This is a genomic window from Hyphobacterium sp. (genome assembly GCF_043584775.1).
GTDB lineage: Bacteria > Pseudomonadota > Alphaproteobacteria > Caulobacterales > Maricaulaceae > Hyphobacterium.
In genome coordinates this window covers 665,769-680,684 of record NZ_CP121327.1, presented here as the reverse complement: position 1 = coordinate 680,684, position 14,916 = coordinate 665,769, and the positions used below count along the sequence as shown (strand labels likewise).

Genomic DNA, 14,916 nt, shown 5'->3' with positions numbered 1-14,916 from the left:
ATGCGCATCGTCGCCGGTAAATTCAAAGGCCGTCCGCTGAATGCGCCCAAGGGAGCGAATACACGGCCCACTTCCGACAAGGCGCGTCAGGCCCTGTTCAATGTGATGGAACATGCCGCCTGGGCTCCTGCGCTGGAGGGCGCGCGGATTATTGATCTGTTTGCCGGCTCCGGCGCACTGGGCTTTGAGGCCATGAGCCGCGGCGGGAGCTTCTGCCTCTTTGTCGATACCGATGCCGGGGCGCGCGGCGCTATTCGCGACAATATCGAAACGCTCCAGCTGTTTGGAAATACGCGCCTGCATCGCCGCTCCGCCACCGATCTCGGCGAGAAACCGGCGAAACTCGGCATGCAATTCAATCTCGTTTTCCTAGACCCGCCCTATGGCAAGGATCTCGCACCGCCCGCCCTGTCCGGCTTGATTGATGGACACTGGATCACAGACGATGCTCTGGCCGTGCTCGAAGTTGCCGCCGATGAGGACGTCCCGTACCTGCCCGGCTGGGAGGCCATCGATGAACGCATCTGGGGCGCAGCGAAAGTGGTGTTCCTGAAACGGGATTAGCGCCGCCCGAACAGGCGCTCGATATCGGCCAGCTTCAATTCCACATAGGTGGGGCGGCCGTGATTGCATTGGCCTGAATGGGGCGTGGCTTCCATTTCGCGCAACAGCGCGTTCATTTCATCGCCCGTCAGGCGGCGGCCCGCCCGCACAGAACCATGGCACGCCATGGTGCCCACCACCTCTTCGAGCTTTTCCTTGAGCGAAAGCGCCGCGTCATAGTCGGCCAAATCATCGGCCAGATCGCGGATCAGACCCTGCACATTCAGCTTGCCCAGCAAGGCCGGCACTTCGCGCACGGCAATCGAATTCGCCCCGAATCCTTCCACCACCAGACCCAGTTCCGCCAGCTCATCGGCGCGAGACAGAACCCGCTCGGCCTCGGCGGCGTCCAGATCAACGATTTCCGGCACCAGAAGCGCCTGCTTCGAGACACCACTGGCGGCCAGCATGGTCTTCAAGCGCTCGTAGACGAGCCGTTCATGCGCCGCATGTTGATCCACGATCACCATGCCATCCTGCGTCTGCGCCACGACATAGGTCTCGTGCAGCTGCGCCCGCGCCATGCCGAGCGGATAGTCTTCAACCGGCGGCGCATCAGAATTCGATCCGGCAAAGCCGGCCGGCCGGGAGAAGTCAACCTCAACCCGAGCAGAGCGATCCTGAACCAGCGTCCCGGATTCCGGCGGGCGTGGACTGCCCCACGCCGCCATCAGACTATGGGGTGTCTGGTGAACCGCGCCATCAGGCCGGGCCCGGCCCAGCGCATAGCCCGCCACCGTGGTCGAGGCGCGGTGTCCCGCACCCGCCAGTGCGTGTCGCAAGGACCCGACAATCAGACCCCGGACGAGGCCGGGATCCCGAAACCGCACTTCGGCCTTGGCCGGATGAACATTCACATCCACCTGCCCGCCGGGCAGATCGACAAATAGCGCCACCACAGGGTGCCGGTCGCGCGCCAGAAAATCCTGATAGGCACCACGGACAGCTCCGCCGAGAAGCTTGTCGCGCACCGGACGTCCATTGACGAAGAGATATTGATGTTGTGCGGACCCGCGATTGAAAGTCGGCAGCGATCCTAACCCGGTGATACGGACCCCCTCGCGCTCCTGATCAATCTCCAGCGCGTTCTCGCCGAAATCCTTGCCGAGAATGGCTGAAAGGCGAAGCCGCCGCGCTTCTTCCCCGCGTTCCGCCGCCAGCGCCAACCGGCTACGGCCATCAATCGTCAGCGTAAAACCCACATCGGGACGCGACAGCGCCAGACGCCGGACGACATCGGCAATGGCGTTCGCCTCCGCGCGTTCCGACTTCATGAATTTCAACCGGGCGGGGGTGGCATAGAAAACATCGCGCACATCAATACGCGTCCCGCCAAGCCCCATGGGCGGCGCCGGTTTGATGTCGCTCTGCCGTCCGCCCTCAACGCTGAGGGAGAAAGCGTCCATCGTGCCTTGCGCCTGAGTCGTGATCGACAGGCGGGCAATCGAGCCAATCGACGGCAGGGCCTCGCCGCGAAAACCCATTGTGTCGATATTCAGAAGATCGTCTACACCATCCCCGCCAATGGGCAGTTTTGAGGTGGCATGACGCTCAACGCATAGCGCGAGCCGCTCCTCATCCATGCCTTCGCCATCATCGGTCACGGTCAGGCGGGCAAGGCCACCCTTCTCGGCATGAATATCGATCTGCCGGGCACCGGCGTCGAGCGCATTCTCGACCAGCTCTTTCACCACGCTGGCCGGTCGTTCGACGACTTCGCCGGCGGCGATCCGGTTGACGGTTTCAGGGCTGAGTCGGCGTATAATGGTCATGCCCACAGCCTCTTGAAGGCTGGGCGGCGGGTCAAGCCGCTGCGGCGGTTCTGAAATGATCAAAGATGGTCCAGCCGCCGACCAGGATAAAACCGATACCGGCGAGCAATTTCAGTGGCAGGAAAGCCAGCCAGCGCTCCGCTGCGGTCCCGAGCGCCACGGCCAGCGCGGTCGAGGCCACCAGTGCGGCAGACGCTGCCAGAAATACGAGGAGGGGTGACGTCTGGCGTTCGGAGGCAAACAGCACGGTTGCCAATTGGGTCTTGTCTCCCAATTCCGCCAGAAAAACAGTGACAAAGATCGCAAGCAGCTGCGTCATTCTGATCTCCATGGAAATGAAAAAGGCGGCGAGCCGAAGCCGCGCCGCCTTGAATCGGTAATAATCGGGTGTTTACAGACCCGGAATTTTGCCAATGCCGCCACGGTCGCGGTGGATTTCCACCGTACCGCCGCCGGTAACACGTTCGATAAGCTCGAGGCGCTCGGCTTCTTCCTCGGCGTCGATGGTCACGGCATTGTCGCCAATGCCTTCCGTGCCTTCGCGCCAGAACAGGATCTGGTTGCTGAAATCGGTCGACTTGCGAACCACAGCAGCGGTTTCACCATCGATGATAGCACGGATGAAGGGGTCCGCCTCGCCGCCGCCTGCGCGTGCAACAAGAAGGGCTTCGCCATCAGAGCCGGCAAAATCACCTTGCGCGCCGAACAGTGCGGCACGAGCGGCCTGGTCCGGATAGATTTCTTCCGGGCGCGGCTCACCGGGACGCGGCGGGCGCAAATTATATTCCGGCGGCACGGTCAAAGGAGCGATTGTAACAACGCGGAACTCATCCGGTTCGGCGCTGCCGCCACGAATGCCGGCGCATCCAGCTACCGCGATGGTCGCGGTCAGGACCGCGAGCGTGATCAGACGCTGACGCATAAATATACTCCCGAATAAACGTTCGACGGTTTTCTAGCGAAAGACAGGCGGTTTCACCAGCCCGGCCCTCACCTTGCGTCGCGATCGTTGAACAAAAGGTCGATCAATAACGCGACAACACCGATATTGATGGCAACATCCGCCACATTGAAGACCCAGTTGAACTGGAAACCGAACGGCAAGGGCAAGCTGGAAAAATCCAGAAAGTCTGCGACCGCGCCGTAGATGGCGCGATCAATCGCATTGCCCAGCGCGCCGCCAATGATCAGCGCATAGGCCGACGCCTGCAGCCAACGCGTGGCTTTCAGCATCCAGCTGGCCAGAAGGCCCGACACGGCGAGCGAGAACAGAATGAGCAGCAGGCTTTGCCAGAAGGCTTGTGCCTGCAGGAAACCGAAGCTGATCCCGCGATTCCAGACCATGGTCAGGTGGAAGAAGGAAAAGACCTCCACGCGTTGGCCCGGCGTCTGGTTGATCAGGTCCAGCCCGTAAAGCATCCAGTATTTGCTGGCCTGATCGAGCGCGACGATCAAAGCGGCTATGCCAAATCCGGAATAGGGAATGACAGGCGATATCCGGCGTTCAAACATGTCGTGTCCACTTACCGTCTGATTGATCTGAAAACCGTCAGGCTTGCCCGGCAAGAACCGCACGCGCCGCAATGGCATCCTGTCCAATTTGCGCTTTCAGGGCGTCGAGTCCATTGAACTTTTGTTCAGGACGCAGGAAGCGAATGAATTCGACCTCCGTCATCTGCCCGTAGATATCATCGGCGAAATCGAAAATATGCACTTCCAAGCGCTCGGTGGTGCCATCGACGGTCGGCCGCCGGCCTACATTCGCAACGCCAACATGAACCTGTGCGTCTACAGAGATGCGCACCGCATAGACGCCAAAAGCCGGACGGCAGTAGTCACCAAGGCTGATATTGGCTGTCGGAAAGCCGATGGTCCGGCCCCGTTGATCGCCGTGCTCGACCGCGCCGCGCACGACCCAGGGCCGCCCGAGCAGATCGCGAGCAGCGTCAATTTCGCCGTCTTCCAGAGCCTGGCGGATACGGCTGGACGAAACTTTTGTCTCACCCTCGGCTTTCAGCGCCACGCCCGTGACACCGAAACCGATTTGCGAACCGATTCCGGACAGGATTGGCACATCACCACTGCGACCTTTGCCAAACTCGAAATCCGCGCCCACGAAAACATGGCTCGCATGGACCCAGCCTGTCAGCACCGTCTCCGCGAACTCGCGCGGCATCATGCCGGACATTGCGGCATTGAACGGCAGGATGTGCAAGCGCTCAAAACCAAGATCGCGAATAGCGTCGGCTTGCTGCACGTCATCCATCAAGCGAAAGGGCGGCGAATCCGGCTGAAAAAAGCGCCGCGGATGCGGGTCAAAAACAGCAACAGCAGCCACCAGACCTGCGTCTTCAGCTTTTCTCAGCGTCGCATTCAGAACTTCGAGATGGCCCTCGTGAACACCATCGAAATTGCCGAGCGCAAGCGCACAGGGCGGCAATTCGGATTTTGGCGGGCCTTCGACAATCAGCATGAAACGTCGCTATTCTGCGGATTTTCGTTTGCGGGTCCGGACCATGACCGACGCGCGCGCGGTCATCACTTCAGTGTCCCCGACCCTGCAGGAACAGGCGAGTTCGATCATGCGAGATTTGAGGTCGATCGAGATCACTTCAGCGCGCGACCGCACGGTATCGCCAATTCTGACTGGAGACCGGAAGCCCAGATCCATACTGACGAAAATCGATCCCGGACCGGGCAATTCATTTCCCAGAAGGGCTGACAGATAGGACGCAATCAGCGCCCCGTGCGCGATGCGTCCGCGATAAGGCGTACGCCGCGCAAACTCTTCATCAAGGTGCAGCGGATTGTGATCGCCGGAGACTTCGGCAAAGGCGCGCACGGTCGCATCGTCTACCAGTCGCGTAATCTCGGCCGATTGACCAACGCGGAAATCTTCCAGCGGAATGGGTGCCTTTTGGGTCATGTCCGGGCTCCAATGAATTCACCGCCTTTAGACGGCAAGCAAGCGGCGCTGTCCAGACGGCTTACCAGATCAGCCGTGGCGCAAACCAGGTCGCCGAGGCGTTGTAATGCGCCAGCTCCTCCGCCACCGCAGACAAATCAGACGGGTTCAAATCACCGCCCAGAATACCGTCTCCGATAAAAAGCGAATCGACACCATTCCGCGCAGCGCCGGCGAGATCCGTTTCCGGTCCGTCGCCGATGACCAGAACCGTCTTGCGGTCACCTTTCCACCCCCGATCCAGAAGCATGCGATAGGCCAGCTCGTAGATGGGCTTGTGTGGCTTTCCGGCGATCACGCTCGTTCCGCTCAGCTCACGATAAAGCCGCGCCAATGCGCCCGCACACCAGACAAGATCATCACCGACCTGTACCACGATATCCGGATTGGCGCAGATCATGGGCAATTGCCGGTCAGCCAGCTTCGTAAGCAAGGCTTCGTAATCTTCCGGCTCCGACCCCAGCTCGCGAACCAGACCGGTACAAACGATGGCACGCGCCTCATCCACATCCGAAAACGCAATATCCAGACCGTCATAGAGCAGATCATCGCCCCCCGGAGGACCTATCTTGAAGAATGGCCCCGGTGCTTGCTCTTTCAGCGCAATGCGTGTCGCGTCGCCTGAGGTCACAATGCCATCCCAGGCATCATCCGGCGCGCCCATCAGCGACAATTGCCGCGAGACATCGTGAGCCGGACGCGGTGAGTTCGACACCAGAATGACCGGCACACCGGTGGCGCGCGTTTCCTGCAGGGCCTGAATCGCATCGGGCAGAATGGCATGGCCGTCCCGAATGACGCCCCAGACATCGCAAAAGAGGGCGGAGTAGCGACCGACAATGTCCCGAAAATGAAATGCAGCTTTCATATCGCCTTACCTAGCGGTCTGCCCTGTCGATGCAAGCGGCTATCAGGCAGAGCGGCGAATGGGCTGCGTCGTGGTCTCGTCGAGGATTTCGTCACGGACCGGGCGGGGCTCACCAAAGAGGTGTCCTTGGGCAAAGCCGGTATCGATATCAAGGAGCTCAACAACCGTTTGCTCCTGTTCAACCTTGTCCGCGATGAGATCCATGCCGAACTTGGCGAACAGGCTGGGAATGTCTTCCGGCTGGATGGACCCGGCGGAGAGCCCGCCAATGGGCTCCTCATTGCGGATGGCGGAGACCAGACGCTGGCCTTCGACCTTCGCAAACCGGACTCCCGCCCGCTGCATTTCTGCAAAATCGCTGTTGAGGTCAGTCATCTGATCGACCGAGAAGCGGAAACCGAAATCGGTCAGACGGCCCATATTCCGTGCGGCTCCGGGCGTGCGCGCTTCAAACGCCGCCTGCGAAACTTCAAAGATCAGGGAACTCGCGAGGTCCGAATTGCGCCGCATATAGTCGAGGAAATTCGGGAAGAAATCTTCATCCGCCAGAGACCGGAGAGAGACATTGCAGAATATGCCGATCCGCCGGTCTGATTGCGTCAGCCGGCGCACGATCTGCACGCAACGGAAGAGCAGAAGGTTGTCCACCTCTGCCATCAGGCCGGCATCCTCGGCAGCACGAATGAAAGCCGCCGGCGTGATGATATTACCGGCACGGTCTCTCAGCCTGGAAAAGCTCTCATAGAAATATGTCTTGCGTTGCGGCAGCGAGACAATGGGTTGCAGATAGAGATCGACCCGATTGGCCGCCAATGCATCGCGGACGATATCCATATTGACCGGTGACTGCCCGGTATTCGCGGGCTTGGCCGAGGTAATCGGCGCCCCCGCGCCTGCCCCCATGCGGCGCACCAGATCCTCAAGCACCCGCACCTCATTCGTCAGCGTTTCTTCACGCTGATGGGCTTCCGCGCGAATGGTGTCCGCAATCGTATCAAGGCGCGCTTGCGCTTCCGCCATTTCTTCGGCGAGATCGAGATTGGCGGCTTTCAGCGCGTCGATCTCGGAAATCATTTCCTTACGCTCGATGGCCCGAGCGGCGGCGGAATGGGCCTGCCCGGCAATCAGGAATACCCCGGCACCCATCATCCAGGCAAAACTGGTCGACATCAGCCCGAGGCGTTCAAACGCCAGCGCCGACACCACAGCAATCATGGCGTAGGTCAGGACGATCAGAATGTCGCTGGCGCGAGGCATGGGCGATCCAAAGCAATCTAGAGCGAATCAATTCGATTAGCTCCAGACTACGTTGGATCGCGCCGTGTTGTCAGATCGTTAACGAATGACCGACTGCGTTAGCTCGCCACGTGCGGACGAATGCGGATTTCGACCCGGCGATTCTGCGCGCGGCCCGACGGCGTGTCATTGGACGCGATCGGCGAGGTTTCGCCCAGACCGGCCACATAGAAGCGGTCGCGCAGAACGCGTTGCGAGATCAGATAGCCCGCTACCGACTGGGCCCGGCGCTCCGACAATTGCTGGTTATAATCCGCCGCGCCCGTGGAATCAGCGTGACCGATCACGTCGACATAGGTCGCCGGATAGGTGTTCAGCACGTCCGAAACATCGTTCAGAACCGTATAGAAACGCGGCTCGATATCGGCGGAATTGGTCGCGAAGGTGACGTCGCCCGGCATGATCAGAAGCAAATCATTTCCCTGACGGCGCACGCCGACACCGGAATCCCGCAATTGCTCGCGCATGGCGGCTTCCTGACGGTCCATATAATTACCGACGCCAGCCCCCGCCAAAGCACCGATACCGGCGCCAATCAGCGCATTGGTACGGCCTTCTTCGGAATCATTCGTGTTCGTCAGATAACCCAGGGCGGCACCCAGGCCTGCCCCGATCAGCGCGCCACGAGCCGTATTGTTTGGCCGGGTCTCGCCGGTATAGGGGTCGGTCGTCGTGCAGCCAGCTGCGAAGGAGAGAGCAGCAACAGATACGACAAGGGTACGAAACAACATGGGTAAACTCCGTTTTGGTTTCAGGGCGTCACTATACGCCGATCATGGCAGAAATACGAGTGTCAGTTGAAAGATTCGGCGGTGAACCGAAGATGAATGGGACGTGGCACCATAAAGCAGACGAGTCGCGTCATGCTACTTGACGCCTCCCCTCCACATGCCTATCTGCCCCCTCGTTAGCAGCCGGTGCATGAGAGTGCTAACCGGCTCTTCGCAACAACAATGAATACCAAACAGGGGTATGAACATGTCATTTCGTCCGCTGCACGATCGTGTGCTCGTGAAACGCGTGGAAGAAGAATCCAAGACCAAGGGCGGAATCATCATTCCGGATACCGCCAAGGAAAAGCCGCAGGAAGGCGAAATCGTGGCCGTTGGCGGCGGAGCCATCAAGGATGACGGTTCAGTGCGCGCACTGGACGTCAAGGTCGGCGACCGCATCCTGTTCGGCAAGTGGTCGGGCACTGAAGTCACCCTCAACGGTGACGAGCTGATCATCATGAAAGAGTCGGACATCCTCGGCGTGATGGGCTAAAGCCCCGCCGGTTTCTGCTCATTCAAAACCAATCAAGACAAAGAAAACGGAACTGAAAAATGGCTGCCAAAGAAGTCAAATTCGGCGTTGAAGCCCGCGAAAAGATGCTCAAGGGCGTCGATACGCTTGCCAATGCTGTGAAAGTCACACTCGGCCCGAAAGGCCGCAATGTCGTGATCGAAAAGTCCTTCGGCGCTCCGCGCACCACGAAGGACGGTGTCTCTGTCGCCAAGGAAATCGAACTCTCCGACAAGTTCGAGAATATGGGCGCCCAGATGGTCCGCGAAGTGGCATCGAAAACCAACGATGCCGCCGGTGATGGCACCACGACCGCAACCGTTCTGGCGCAAGCCATCGTTCGCGAAGGCATGAAGTCTGTCGCGGCCGGCATGAACCCGATGGACCTGAAGCGCGGCATCGAGAAAGCCGTTGCGGCCGTTGTGTCGCATGTCAAGGACGCCTCGACCCCGATCAAGGGCTCCGAGGAAATTGCCCAGGTCGGCACGATTTCCGCCAATGGCGAAAAAGAAATCGGTGAAATGATTGCCAAGGCCATGGAAAAGGTCGGCAATGAAGGCGTCATCACCGTGGAAGAAGCCAAGTCGCTGGAAACCGAGCTGGATGTCGTTGAGGGCATGCAGTTCGACCGCGGCTACCTCTCGCCATACTTCATCACTGACGCCGACAAGATGCAGGCCGAGCTGGAAGACCCCTATGTCCTCCTCTTCGACAAGAAGCTGTCCTCGCTGCAAGCCATGCTCCCGGTTCTCGAGGCTGTGGTTCAGTCCTCGCGTCCGCTGCTGATTATCGCTGAAGACGTTGAAGGCGAAGCGCTGGCGACCCTCGTGGTCAACAAGCTGCGCGGTGGTTTGAAAGTTGCGGCTGTTAAGGCTCCCGGCTTCGGCGATCGCCGCAAGGCCATGCTGGAAGACATCGCCATCCTGACGGGCGGCACGGTCATTTCCGAAGACATCGGCATCAAGCTGGAAAACGTCACGCTCGACATGCTCGGCACAGCCAAGCGCGTCACCATCACCAAGGACGACACCACCATCGTCGATGGCGCTGGCGAAAAAGCCGACATCGAAGCCCGCGTGGGTCAGATCCGTCGCCAGATCGAAGATTCCTCGTCGGACTACGACAAGGAAAAACTGCAAGAGCGCCTAGCGAAACTCGCCGGTGGTGTTGCTGTGATCAAGGTTGGCGGCGCCACCGAGATGGAAGTGAAAGAGCGCAAGGACCGCGTCGATGATGCGCTGAACGCAACCCGCGCAGCTGTCGAAGAAGGAATCGTGCCGGGCGGCGGCGTTGCTCTGCTCAAAGCCTCCAAGGCGCTGGACGGCCTGAAAGGTGACAACACCGACCAGACGCAAGGCATCGGCATCATTGCCCGTGCCGTGCAGGCCCCGATCCGTCAGATCGCGACCAATGCCGGTGTTGAAGGCTCCATCGTTGTCGGCAAAGTGCTGGAAAACGAGAGCGCGACCTTCGGCTATAACGCTCAGACCGAAGAGTATGGCGACATGCTGGCCTTTGGTGTGATCGATCCGGCCAAGGTTGTGCGTCATGCCCTGCAGGACGCCGCCTCCATCGCGGCTCTGATGATCACGACGGAAGCCGCCGTGGCCGAAAAGCCGAAGAAGGACTCCGGTGGCGCCCCTGATATGGGTGACATGGGCGGAATGGGCGGCATGGGTGGCATGGGCTTCTAGTCCGCGCCAACCTCGCTTGAATGATCAAGGGCGGCTCAATCGGGCCGCCCTTTTTCTATCGCGCCTAGTTGGATCGCGCCGCGAGAACATCCAGCCGCGCCATCGACTGGTCAATCCGGCCTTCGTCCAGTTCACCGGCTGCGACCGCCGCTTCAATCCAGTCGGCAAAGCGAACCGGAAGGTCAGGGTCCGGCGCGGCCGAGTTGGACATCATGATCATGTCATTGCCGGCCCGGATGGACCGGATTACGGCTTCGCGTTGATTATAGTTTTCGCGGATCGCCCCCATATCGAGATCGTCCGTCACCAGTGCGCCGGCATAGCCCATCTGCCCCCGCAGCAAGTCGGTCAGGATCGGACGGGAGAAGGTCACGGGATCACCCGCCGGATCAAGGCCGCGGTGGGTGAGGTGCCCCCCCATGATGAGATGCGCTTGCCCGGCATCAATCAGGCGGCGGAACGGGTCCAGCTCGGCTTCGCTCCAGCTTTCGGAGATATCGACGAAGCCGTGATGGCTGTCGCCTGATGACCGTCCGTGCCCGGGGAAATGCTTGATGGAACATGCCGCGCCAACACTTTCGAAGGCCTCGATGAAAGCCCCGGCATATTCGGCAATCCGTTCGCCGTCAGCTCCATAGCCCCGGCCCCATCGGCCGATCACGCCATTCTCGTCATCCTGGACATCGGCCACTGGCGCAAGATTGAGATTGAATCCTGCTTCATGGAATTCGGTGGCGGCGGCGCGGTAAAGGTCCCGCGCCTCCTCGACGGTTTTTTCTTCGGAAATGACATAGGCACGCGGAATGGGGGAATAACCGAGATCGCTCGACAGGCGCTGCACGGCACCGCCCTCCTGATCCACCGCCATCCAGGCATTCGGTGCAAGGGAGCGAAATTGTGCCGTCATTCCCTCAACGCCGTCTCGAGACCGCACATTATGGCGTAAGAACAGGACGCCGCCGATGTTGCCGGCTTCAAGATGTCCGGCAATCGCGGCAGCACCATCCGTCTCCATATTGTCGCCGATAAAGCCCATTAACAGCATGCGCGCAGCTTTCTGGCGAAGGGTCAGGCCCTGCCATGCAAATGCCGAGGCCGTTACAGCCGCGATGCCGCTGGCGGCTACGCCTTGCAAGAATGTCCGTCTGCGCATCTCAAACTCCGCCTGAACCGGTCTTTTGGCATTATTGCCGACAAGAGGAGCTCTGCAAACTCTGCGCCGCTTCATGAACTGTTGCTGACCAATTCGTCACGCCATCGCCAAGCCGCCGTAATGTGAAATCAACCAGCTTGGCCCGGCCTTCATGAAAGGCCCCTTCCCGCGGCGATGCATGCTTCCCCAAATCCCCATGCATCGCCGCAACACTTTCAACCACATGACGAAATATTCAGCGAACCGCACACCTTTGGTAATCAGCGCGGTGAGACGGTGCGGGCTCCTAACTGGAGGGACACATGAAAAAAATTCTCAGCCTTTCCGCCGCCGCCGCAGCGCTAATCGCTGCCGGTTGCACGACCGCTGCCATGGCCAGCGACCAGAGTGAATACCGCGAGAACGTACATGTTATCGTGGAGCGCGATGCGTCTGACGGCCAAACCATCATCATTCGCGGCGTGGACGTTGAAACGATTGATGGCGACGTCTTCATCAATGGCGATGCCCTCAGAACCGCCGCAGACGGCCGCATTGTCATTTCCGGCGACAATGTTCGCATCATCAATGGCGGGCACAGCACGTTTGCATTTGCGACCGCCGGCGAAGAGCTTGAACTCCATCTGGCAGAAATCGAAGTCCAGATGGAATCCATGCGGGACATGCGAATCGTCGTCGATGACCTGCATGGCGAGGAAATGGAGCGCGCACTCGCCCATGTCGAGGAAGAGCTGGCGCGCAATCAGGGTCGCCGCATGGTCATTGTCAACGGTGAGCGCCGCGAAATGACCGATGAGGAACGTGAGGAAGTGCAGCGGGAATTGACCCGTGCCCGCGAAGAAATTGCCGAATCCATGCGCGAGGTCCGGATCGAACTTCGCGAATCCGAAGGCGAACGTGCCGAAGCCTTGCGCGTCATGCGGATCGAGCTGGAACAGGCCGAGCGTGAATTGGCGGAAGCAGGCCGCGAAGCCCGGCGCGTTCATGTCATCGCCCGGCACAATCAGGACATGCATGAGGATGCGATCCACGAACTGCGTGTACGCGGCGGCCGCGAATTGCGATTTGTCAGCGAAGACGGTGAAGAGCGCATCTGGGTCGACGGCGAAGAACTGGAAGGTGACGCCCGAACCGAATGGCTGAATCGTCTGCAAGTGGAAGAACTGGCGGGCGGTGAAGGATCATCCAGCCGCAGCATTGTCATCGAAATCGACGAAGACGAGTAGACGTACTTTATCGGCCTGTTCGAACGGGGAAGTTTCGGGCAGGCCGACACATTGGAAAGGGCTTCAATTGAGGGCGCTTAGCGCTTTAACCTCGAGGGAGTTCCATTATGCGTTTCAAGAAAGCACTGGCCATGTTGGCCGCCACACTCTTTGCTGCCGCAGCGACCGCTTGTGCCAGCATGCCGTCAAATGACGAGGGCGAGTCGTCCTCATCATCATCAGAGCGTAGCGAACGCGAAGTGCGGCACGGGTATTTTTAAGCCCGGGCCGATATCAGACAAAAAAGCGGGCCGGATTAATCCGGCCCGCAATTGATTGGTCGATTGAGGCGTCTCCTCCCCGAAACGCCGAAGGACTGAACGGTCAGGTCCCGTCCTGATTGTTACCTTGGCGTCACAATCGGGGGACGTCAAGCGCCAGAATCCCCCATTAGCGGCGATAGTGCTCGATTTGCCGGAGAAGCGTAGCAGTAGACGCATCGTGCGCGCCGGAACCGCCCGTCGACATTTCGGTTTCCAGAGCACTGGCGAGCGTCTTGCCGAGCTCAACGCCATACTGATCAAACGCGTTAATGCCGAAAAGCACACTTAGAACAAACGTCTGGTGTTCAAAAAACGCCAGAAGCGCGCCAATCGATTCGGCGTTCAGCTCTTGTCCCAGGATGAAAGTGGACCCGCGCCCTCCCGGCATCACCATGTGGGGTGCCAGCTTCTGCGCATCGTCTTGTGGCAGAGACCTGTCTTCCAGCTCGGATAGGGCGGCGTCCAGATCGCGTCCCGCCAGCAGCGCCTCGGCTTGCGCGACGGCATTGGCCAGCAGCGCGTTTCGATGACGGGAATCGCCACCGGTCGCGAAGGCGATGATATCCACCGGAATCGCCTCCCTGCCCTGATGCAGCATCTGGAAGAAGGCGTGCTGACTGTCCGGCCCTTCGCCGCCAAATACCACCGGCCCCGCCGGCTCCGCCAGAGCACGCCCATCAATCGTGACGGACTTGCCCAGCGATTCCATCGATAATTGCTTCAGCCAACCGGGCAGGAGCCGGAGGTTGGTGGCATAGGGCACAACCGCCCAGGACTGGCTTTCGCGGATTATGCGATGCCACCAGCTGATCAGCGCCGATATGGCTGGGGCATTCGCGGCTATGCGGGCCTGGAGAAAATGTTCATCCATACGCTGCGCGCCCGCCAACAATTGCTCGAATTCCCGCCGCCCGATGGCTGCCATGACGGAAAGCGACACGCAGGACCACAGGGAATAGCGCCCGCCGACCCAGTCCCACATCTCGAATATGCGCTCATCGGAAATGCCGAGCGCGCGGGCCGCGTCCGGCCGCGCTGTGGCCGCCACAAGATGGCGGCCAATCCCGCCTTCCAGACCAGTTTCCAGCCATTGAATGGCCGATTGCATATTCAGGGTCGTTTCTGGCGTACCGAAAGATTTCGACACCACGAAGACCAGAGTCGTGGCGGGGTCCAGTCCGGACGTGGCGCGTTCGAAGGCATCCGGGTCCACACTCGACAAGAATCGTATTTCGACGGGTGCATTCGGACTGGATAGCGCGTCATGGATCAGCCTTGGTCCCAGATCCGAGCCGCCAATCCCAATGTGCAGGATATGCGTGAACGCCTCGTCACTGGATGAGGTGAAAGCCCCTGATCGAACGTCCTCGGCAAACGCCAGCGCACGGTCCAGCTCGGCGCGGGCTAGCGACTTGCGTGTCTCATCCTTGCCGCCGCCGCGAAGCGCCATGTGCTGGGCAGCGCGGCCTTCGGTCTGATTCACCGCGTCGCCGCGTGCGAGTGCCTGAATGGCTGTGTCCAGCTCCACGGCTTCGGCTAGCCCGAGTAGCGCTGCCATAGCGTCGCCGGAGACATCGTGCTTGGAAAAATCGAATGTCAGTCCAGCCGCCGACAGGACAAATTGTTCAAGGCGGCGGTCTTCCTGTTTCAGGAAATCGCGCCCGTCGCGGCCGGAATCCCGCTCCGCCTGCGCGCGGATCGCTTCAACGGCTTGTTCACGGGTCATCGCCATGATCATTCACTCCACATCCGG

At 60.0% G+C, this 14,916-nt stretch carries 16 protein-coding genes; 5 read left to right on the top strand and 11 right to left on the bottom strand.

Annotated elements, in window-relative coordinates; all coding sequences use genetic code 11:
• Positions 1-564, top strand: a complete 564-nt coding sequence (rsmD, locus tag P0D52_RS03215; RefSeq protein ID WP_394694004.1) for a 16S rRNA (guanine(966)-N(2))-methyltransferase RsmD — start codon at positions 1-3, stop codon at positions 562-564.
• Here rsmD and mutL read toward each other — a convergent pair.
• The 9 genes from mutL to P0D52_RS03170 form a co-directional block, all read right to left on the bottom strand.
• Positions 561-2,375: a DNA mismatch repair endonuclease MutL gene (gene mutL / locus P0D52_RS03210; protein ID WP_394694003.1), complete on the bottom strand. Its 1,815-nt coding sequence runs from the start codon at positions 2,373-2,375 to the stop codon at positions 561-563. The genes rsmD and mutL overlap by 4 nt on opposite strands.
• A 31-nt stretch (positions 2,376-2,406) precedes the next feature.
• On the bottom strand, positions 2,407-2,694 hold the full coding sequence (locus tag P0D52_RS03205; RefSeq protein ID WP_394694002.1) for a TMEM165/GDT1 family protein: 288 nt from the start codon (positions 2,692-2,694) through the stop codon (positions 2,407-2,409).
• A gap of 72 nt (positions 2,695-2,766) precedes the next feature.
• On the bottom strand, positions 2,767-3,297 hold the full coding sequence (locus tag P0D52_RS03200) for a DUF3035 domain-containing protein (RefSeq protein WP_394694001.1): 531 nt from the start codon (positions 3,295-3,297) through the stop codon (positions 2,767-2,769).
• 68 nt (positions 3,298-3,365) lie between these two features.
• Positions 3,366-3,950 (bottom strand): signal peptidase II, encoded by a 585-nt coding sequence (gene lspA / locus P0D52_RS03195; RefSeq protein ID WP_394694000.1) that lies wholly within the window; start codon positions 3,948-3,950, stop codon positions 3,366-3,368.
• Complete coding sequence (locus tag P0D52_RS03190; RefSeq protein WP_394693999.1) at positions 3,925-4,848, bottom strand: bifunctional riboflavin kinase/FAD synthetase; 924 nt, start codon at positions 4,846-4,848, stop codon at positions 3,925-3,927. Before P0D52_RS03190 ends, lspA begins: the two co-directional genes overlap by 26 nt.
• A 9-nt stretch (positions 4,849-4,857) precedes the next feature.
• Positions 4,858-5,301, bottom strand: coding sequence for a MaoC family dehydratase (locus P0D52_RS03185; protein WP_394693998.1), 444 nt, complete (start codon positions 5,299-5,301; stop codon positions 4,858-4,860).
• Between the two features lie 61 nt (positions 5,302-5,362).
• A complete protein-coding gene (locus tag P0D52_RS03180; RefSeq protein ID WP_394693997.1) occupies positions 5,363-6,208 on the bottom strand; it encodes a TIGR01459 family HAD-type hydrolase in 846 nt (281 codons plus the stop codon).
• 42 nt (positions 6,209-6,250) lie between these two features.
• Positions 6,251-7,465 carry an EAL domain-containing protein gene (locus P0D52_RS03175; protein ID WP_394693996.1) on the bottom strand — a complete coding sequence of 405 codons (1,215 nt, stop codon included), beginning with the start codon at positions 7,463-7,465 and terminating at the stop codon, positions 6,251-6,253.
• 98 nt (positions 7,466-7,563) lie between these two features.
• Positions 7,564-8,235, bottom strand: a complete 672-nt coding sequence (locus tag P0D52_RS03170; RefSeq protein WP_187165490.1) for an OmpA family protein — start codon at positions 8,233-8,235, stop codon at positions 7,564-7,566.
• Between the two features lie 247 nt (positions 8,236-8,482).
• Here P0D52_RS03170 and groES point away from each other — a divergent pair, with 247 nt between their 5' ends.
• Together groES and groL are read left to right on the top strand one after the other, a co-directional pair.
• A complete protein-coding gene (gene groES, locus P0D52_RS03165; protein ID WP_394693995.1) occupies positions 8,483-8,770 on the top strand; it encodes a co-chaperone GroES in 288 nt (95 codons plus the stop codon).
• A gap of 59 nt (positions 8,771-8,829) precedes the next feature.
• Positions 8,830-10,482: a chaperonin GroEL gene (gene groL, locus P0D52_RS03160; RefSeq protein ID WP_394693994.1), complete on the top strand. Its 1,653-nt coding sequence runs from the start codon at positions 8,830-8,832 to the stop codon at positions 10,480-10,482.
• Between the two features lie 64 nt (positions 10,483-10,546).
• Here the strand turns inward: groL and P0D52_RS03155 are convergent, their stop codons facing one another.
• Positions 10,547-11,635 carry a glycoside hydrolase family 3 protein gene (locus tag P0D52_RS03155; protein WP_394693993.1) on the bottom strand — a complete coding sequence of 363 codons (1,089 nt, stop codon included), beginning with the start codon at positions 11,633-11,635 and terminating at the stop codon, positions 10,547-10,549.
• Between the two features lie 302 nt (positions 11,636-11,937).
• Between P0D52_RS03155 and P0D52_RS03150 the strand changes: the two genes are divergently transcribed.
• Together P0D52_RS03150 and P0D52_RS03145 are read left to right on the top strand one after the other, a co-directional pair.
• Positions 11,938-12,861, top strand: coding sequence for a hypothetical protein (locus tag P0D52_RS03150; RefSeq protein WP_394693992.1), 924 nt, complete (start codon positions 11,938-11,940; stop codon positions 12,859-12,861).
• Positions 12,862-12,968: 107 nt separating this feature from the next.
• The gene (locus P0D52_RS03145; protein ID WP_394693991.1) at positions 12,969-13,121 is read left to right on the top strand and encodes a hypothetical protein; all 153 of its coding nucleotides are present in this window, start codon (positions 12,969-12,971) and stop codon (positions 13,119-13,121) included.
• A 169-nt stretch (positions 13,122-13,290) separates the two neighbouring features.
• Here P0D52_RS03145 and pgi read toward each other — a convergent pair whose 3' ends face one another.
• Entirely contained in the window at positions 13,291-14,895 is a 1,605-nt protein-coding gene (gene pgi, locus P0D52_RS03140; RefSeq protein ID WP_394693990.1) for a glucose-6-phosphate isomerase, read from the bottom strand.
• Positions 14,896-14,916 lie beyond the last annotated feature (21 nt).

Bases quoted from the DNA above. Each gene is read 5' to 3' on its own strand.
- groL (WP_394693994.1), top strand. From the start codon at position 8,830: ATGGCTGCCAAAGAAGTCAAATTCGGCGTTGAAGCCCGCGAAAAGATG.
- rsmD (WP_394694004.1), top strand. From the start codon at position 1: ATGCGCATCGTCGCCGGTAAATTCAAAGGCCGTCCGCTGAATGCGCCC.
- P0D52_RS03205 (WP_394694002.1), bottom strand. From the start codon at position 2,694: ATGACGCAGCTGCTTGCGATCTTTGTCACTGTTTTTCTGGCGGAATTG.
- groES (WP_394693995.1), top strand. From the start codon at position 8,483: ATGTCATTTCGTCCGCTGCACGATCGTGTGCTCGTGAAACGCGTGGAA.
- P0D52_RS03170 (WP_187165490.1), bottom strand. From the start codon at position 8,235: ATGTTGTTTCGTACCCTTGTCGTATCTGTTGCTGCTCTCTCCTTCGCA.
- P0D52_RS03175 (WP_394693996.1), bottom strand. From the start codon at position 7,465: ATGCCTCGCGCCAGCGACATTCTGATCGTCCTGACCTACGCCATGATT.
- pgi (WP_394693990.1), bottom strand. From the start codon at position 14,895: ATGGCGATGACCCGTGAACAAGCCGTTGAAGCGATCCGCGCGCAGGCG.
- P0D52_RS03180 (WP_394693997.1), bottom strand. From the start codon at position 6,208: ATGAAAGCTGCATTTCATTTTCGGGACATTGTCGGTCGCTACTCCGCC.
- P0D52_RS03200 (WP_394694001.1), bottom strand. From the start codon at position 3,297: ATGCGTCAGCGTCTGATCACGCTCGCGGTCCTGACCGCGACCATCGCG.
- P0D52_RS03150 (WP_394693992.1), top strand. From the start codon at position 11,938: ATGAAAAAAATTCTCAGCCTTTCCGCCGCCGCCGCAGCGCTAATCGCT.
- P0D52_RS03190 (WP_394693999.1), bottom strand. From the start codon at position 4,848: ATGCTGATTGTCGAAGGCCCGCCAAAATCCGAATTGCCGCCCTGTGCG.
- P0D52_RS03155 (WP_394693993.1), bottom strand. From the start codon at position 11,635: ATGCGCAGACGGACATTCTTGCAAGGCGTAGCCGCCAGCGGCATCGCG.
- mutL (WP_394694003.1), bottom strand. From the start codon at position 2,375: ATGACCATTATACGCCGACTCAGCCCTGAAACCGTCAACCGGATCGCC.
- P0D52_RS03185 (WP_394693998.1), bottom strand. From the start codon at position 5,301: ATGACCCAAAAGGCACCCATTCCGCTGGAAGATTTCCGCGTTGGTCAA.
- P0D52_RS03145 (WP_394693991.1), top strand. From the start codon at position 12,969: ATGCGTTTCAAGAAAGCACTGGCCATGTTGGCCGCCACACTCTTTGCT.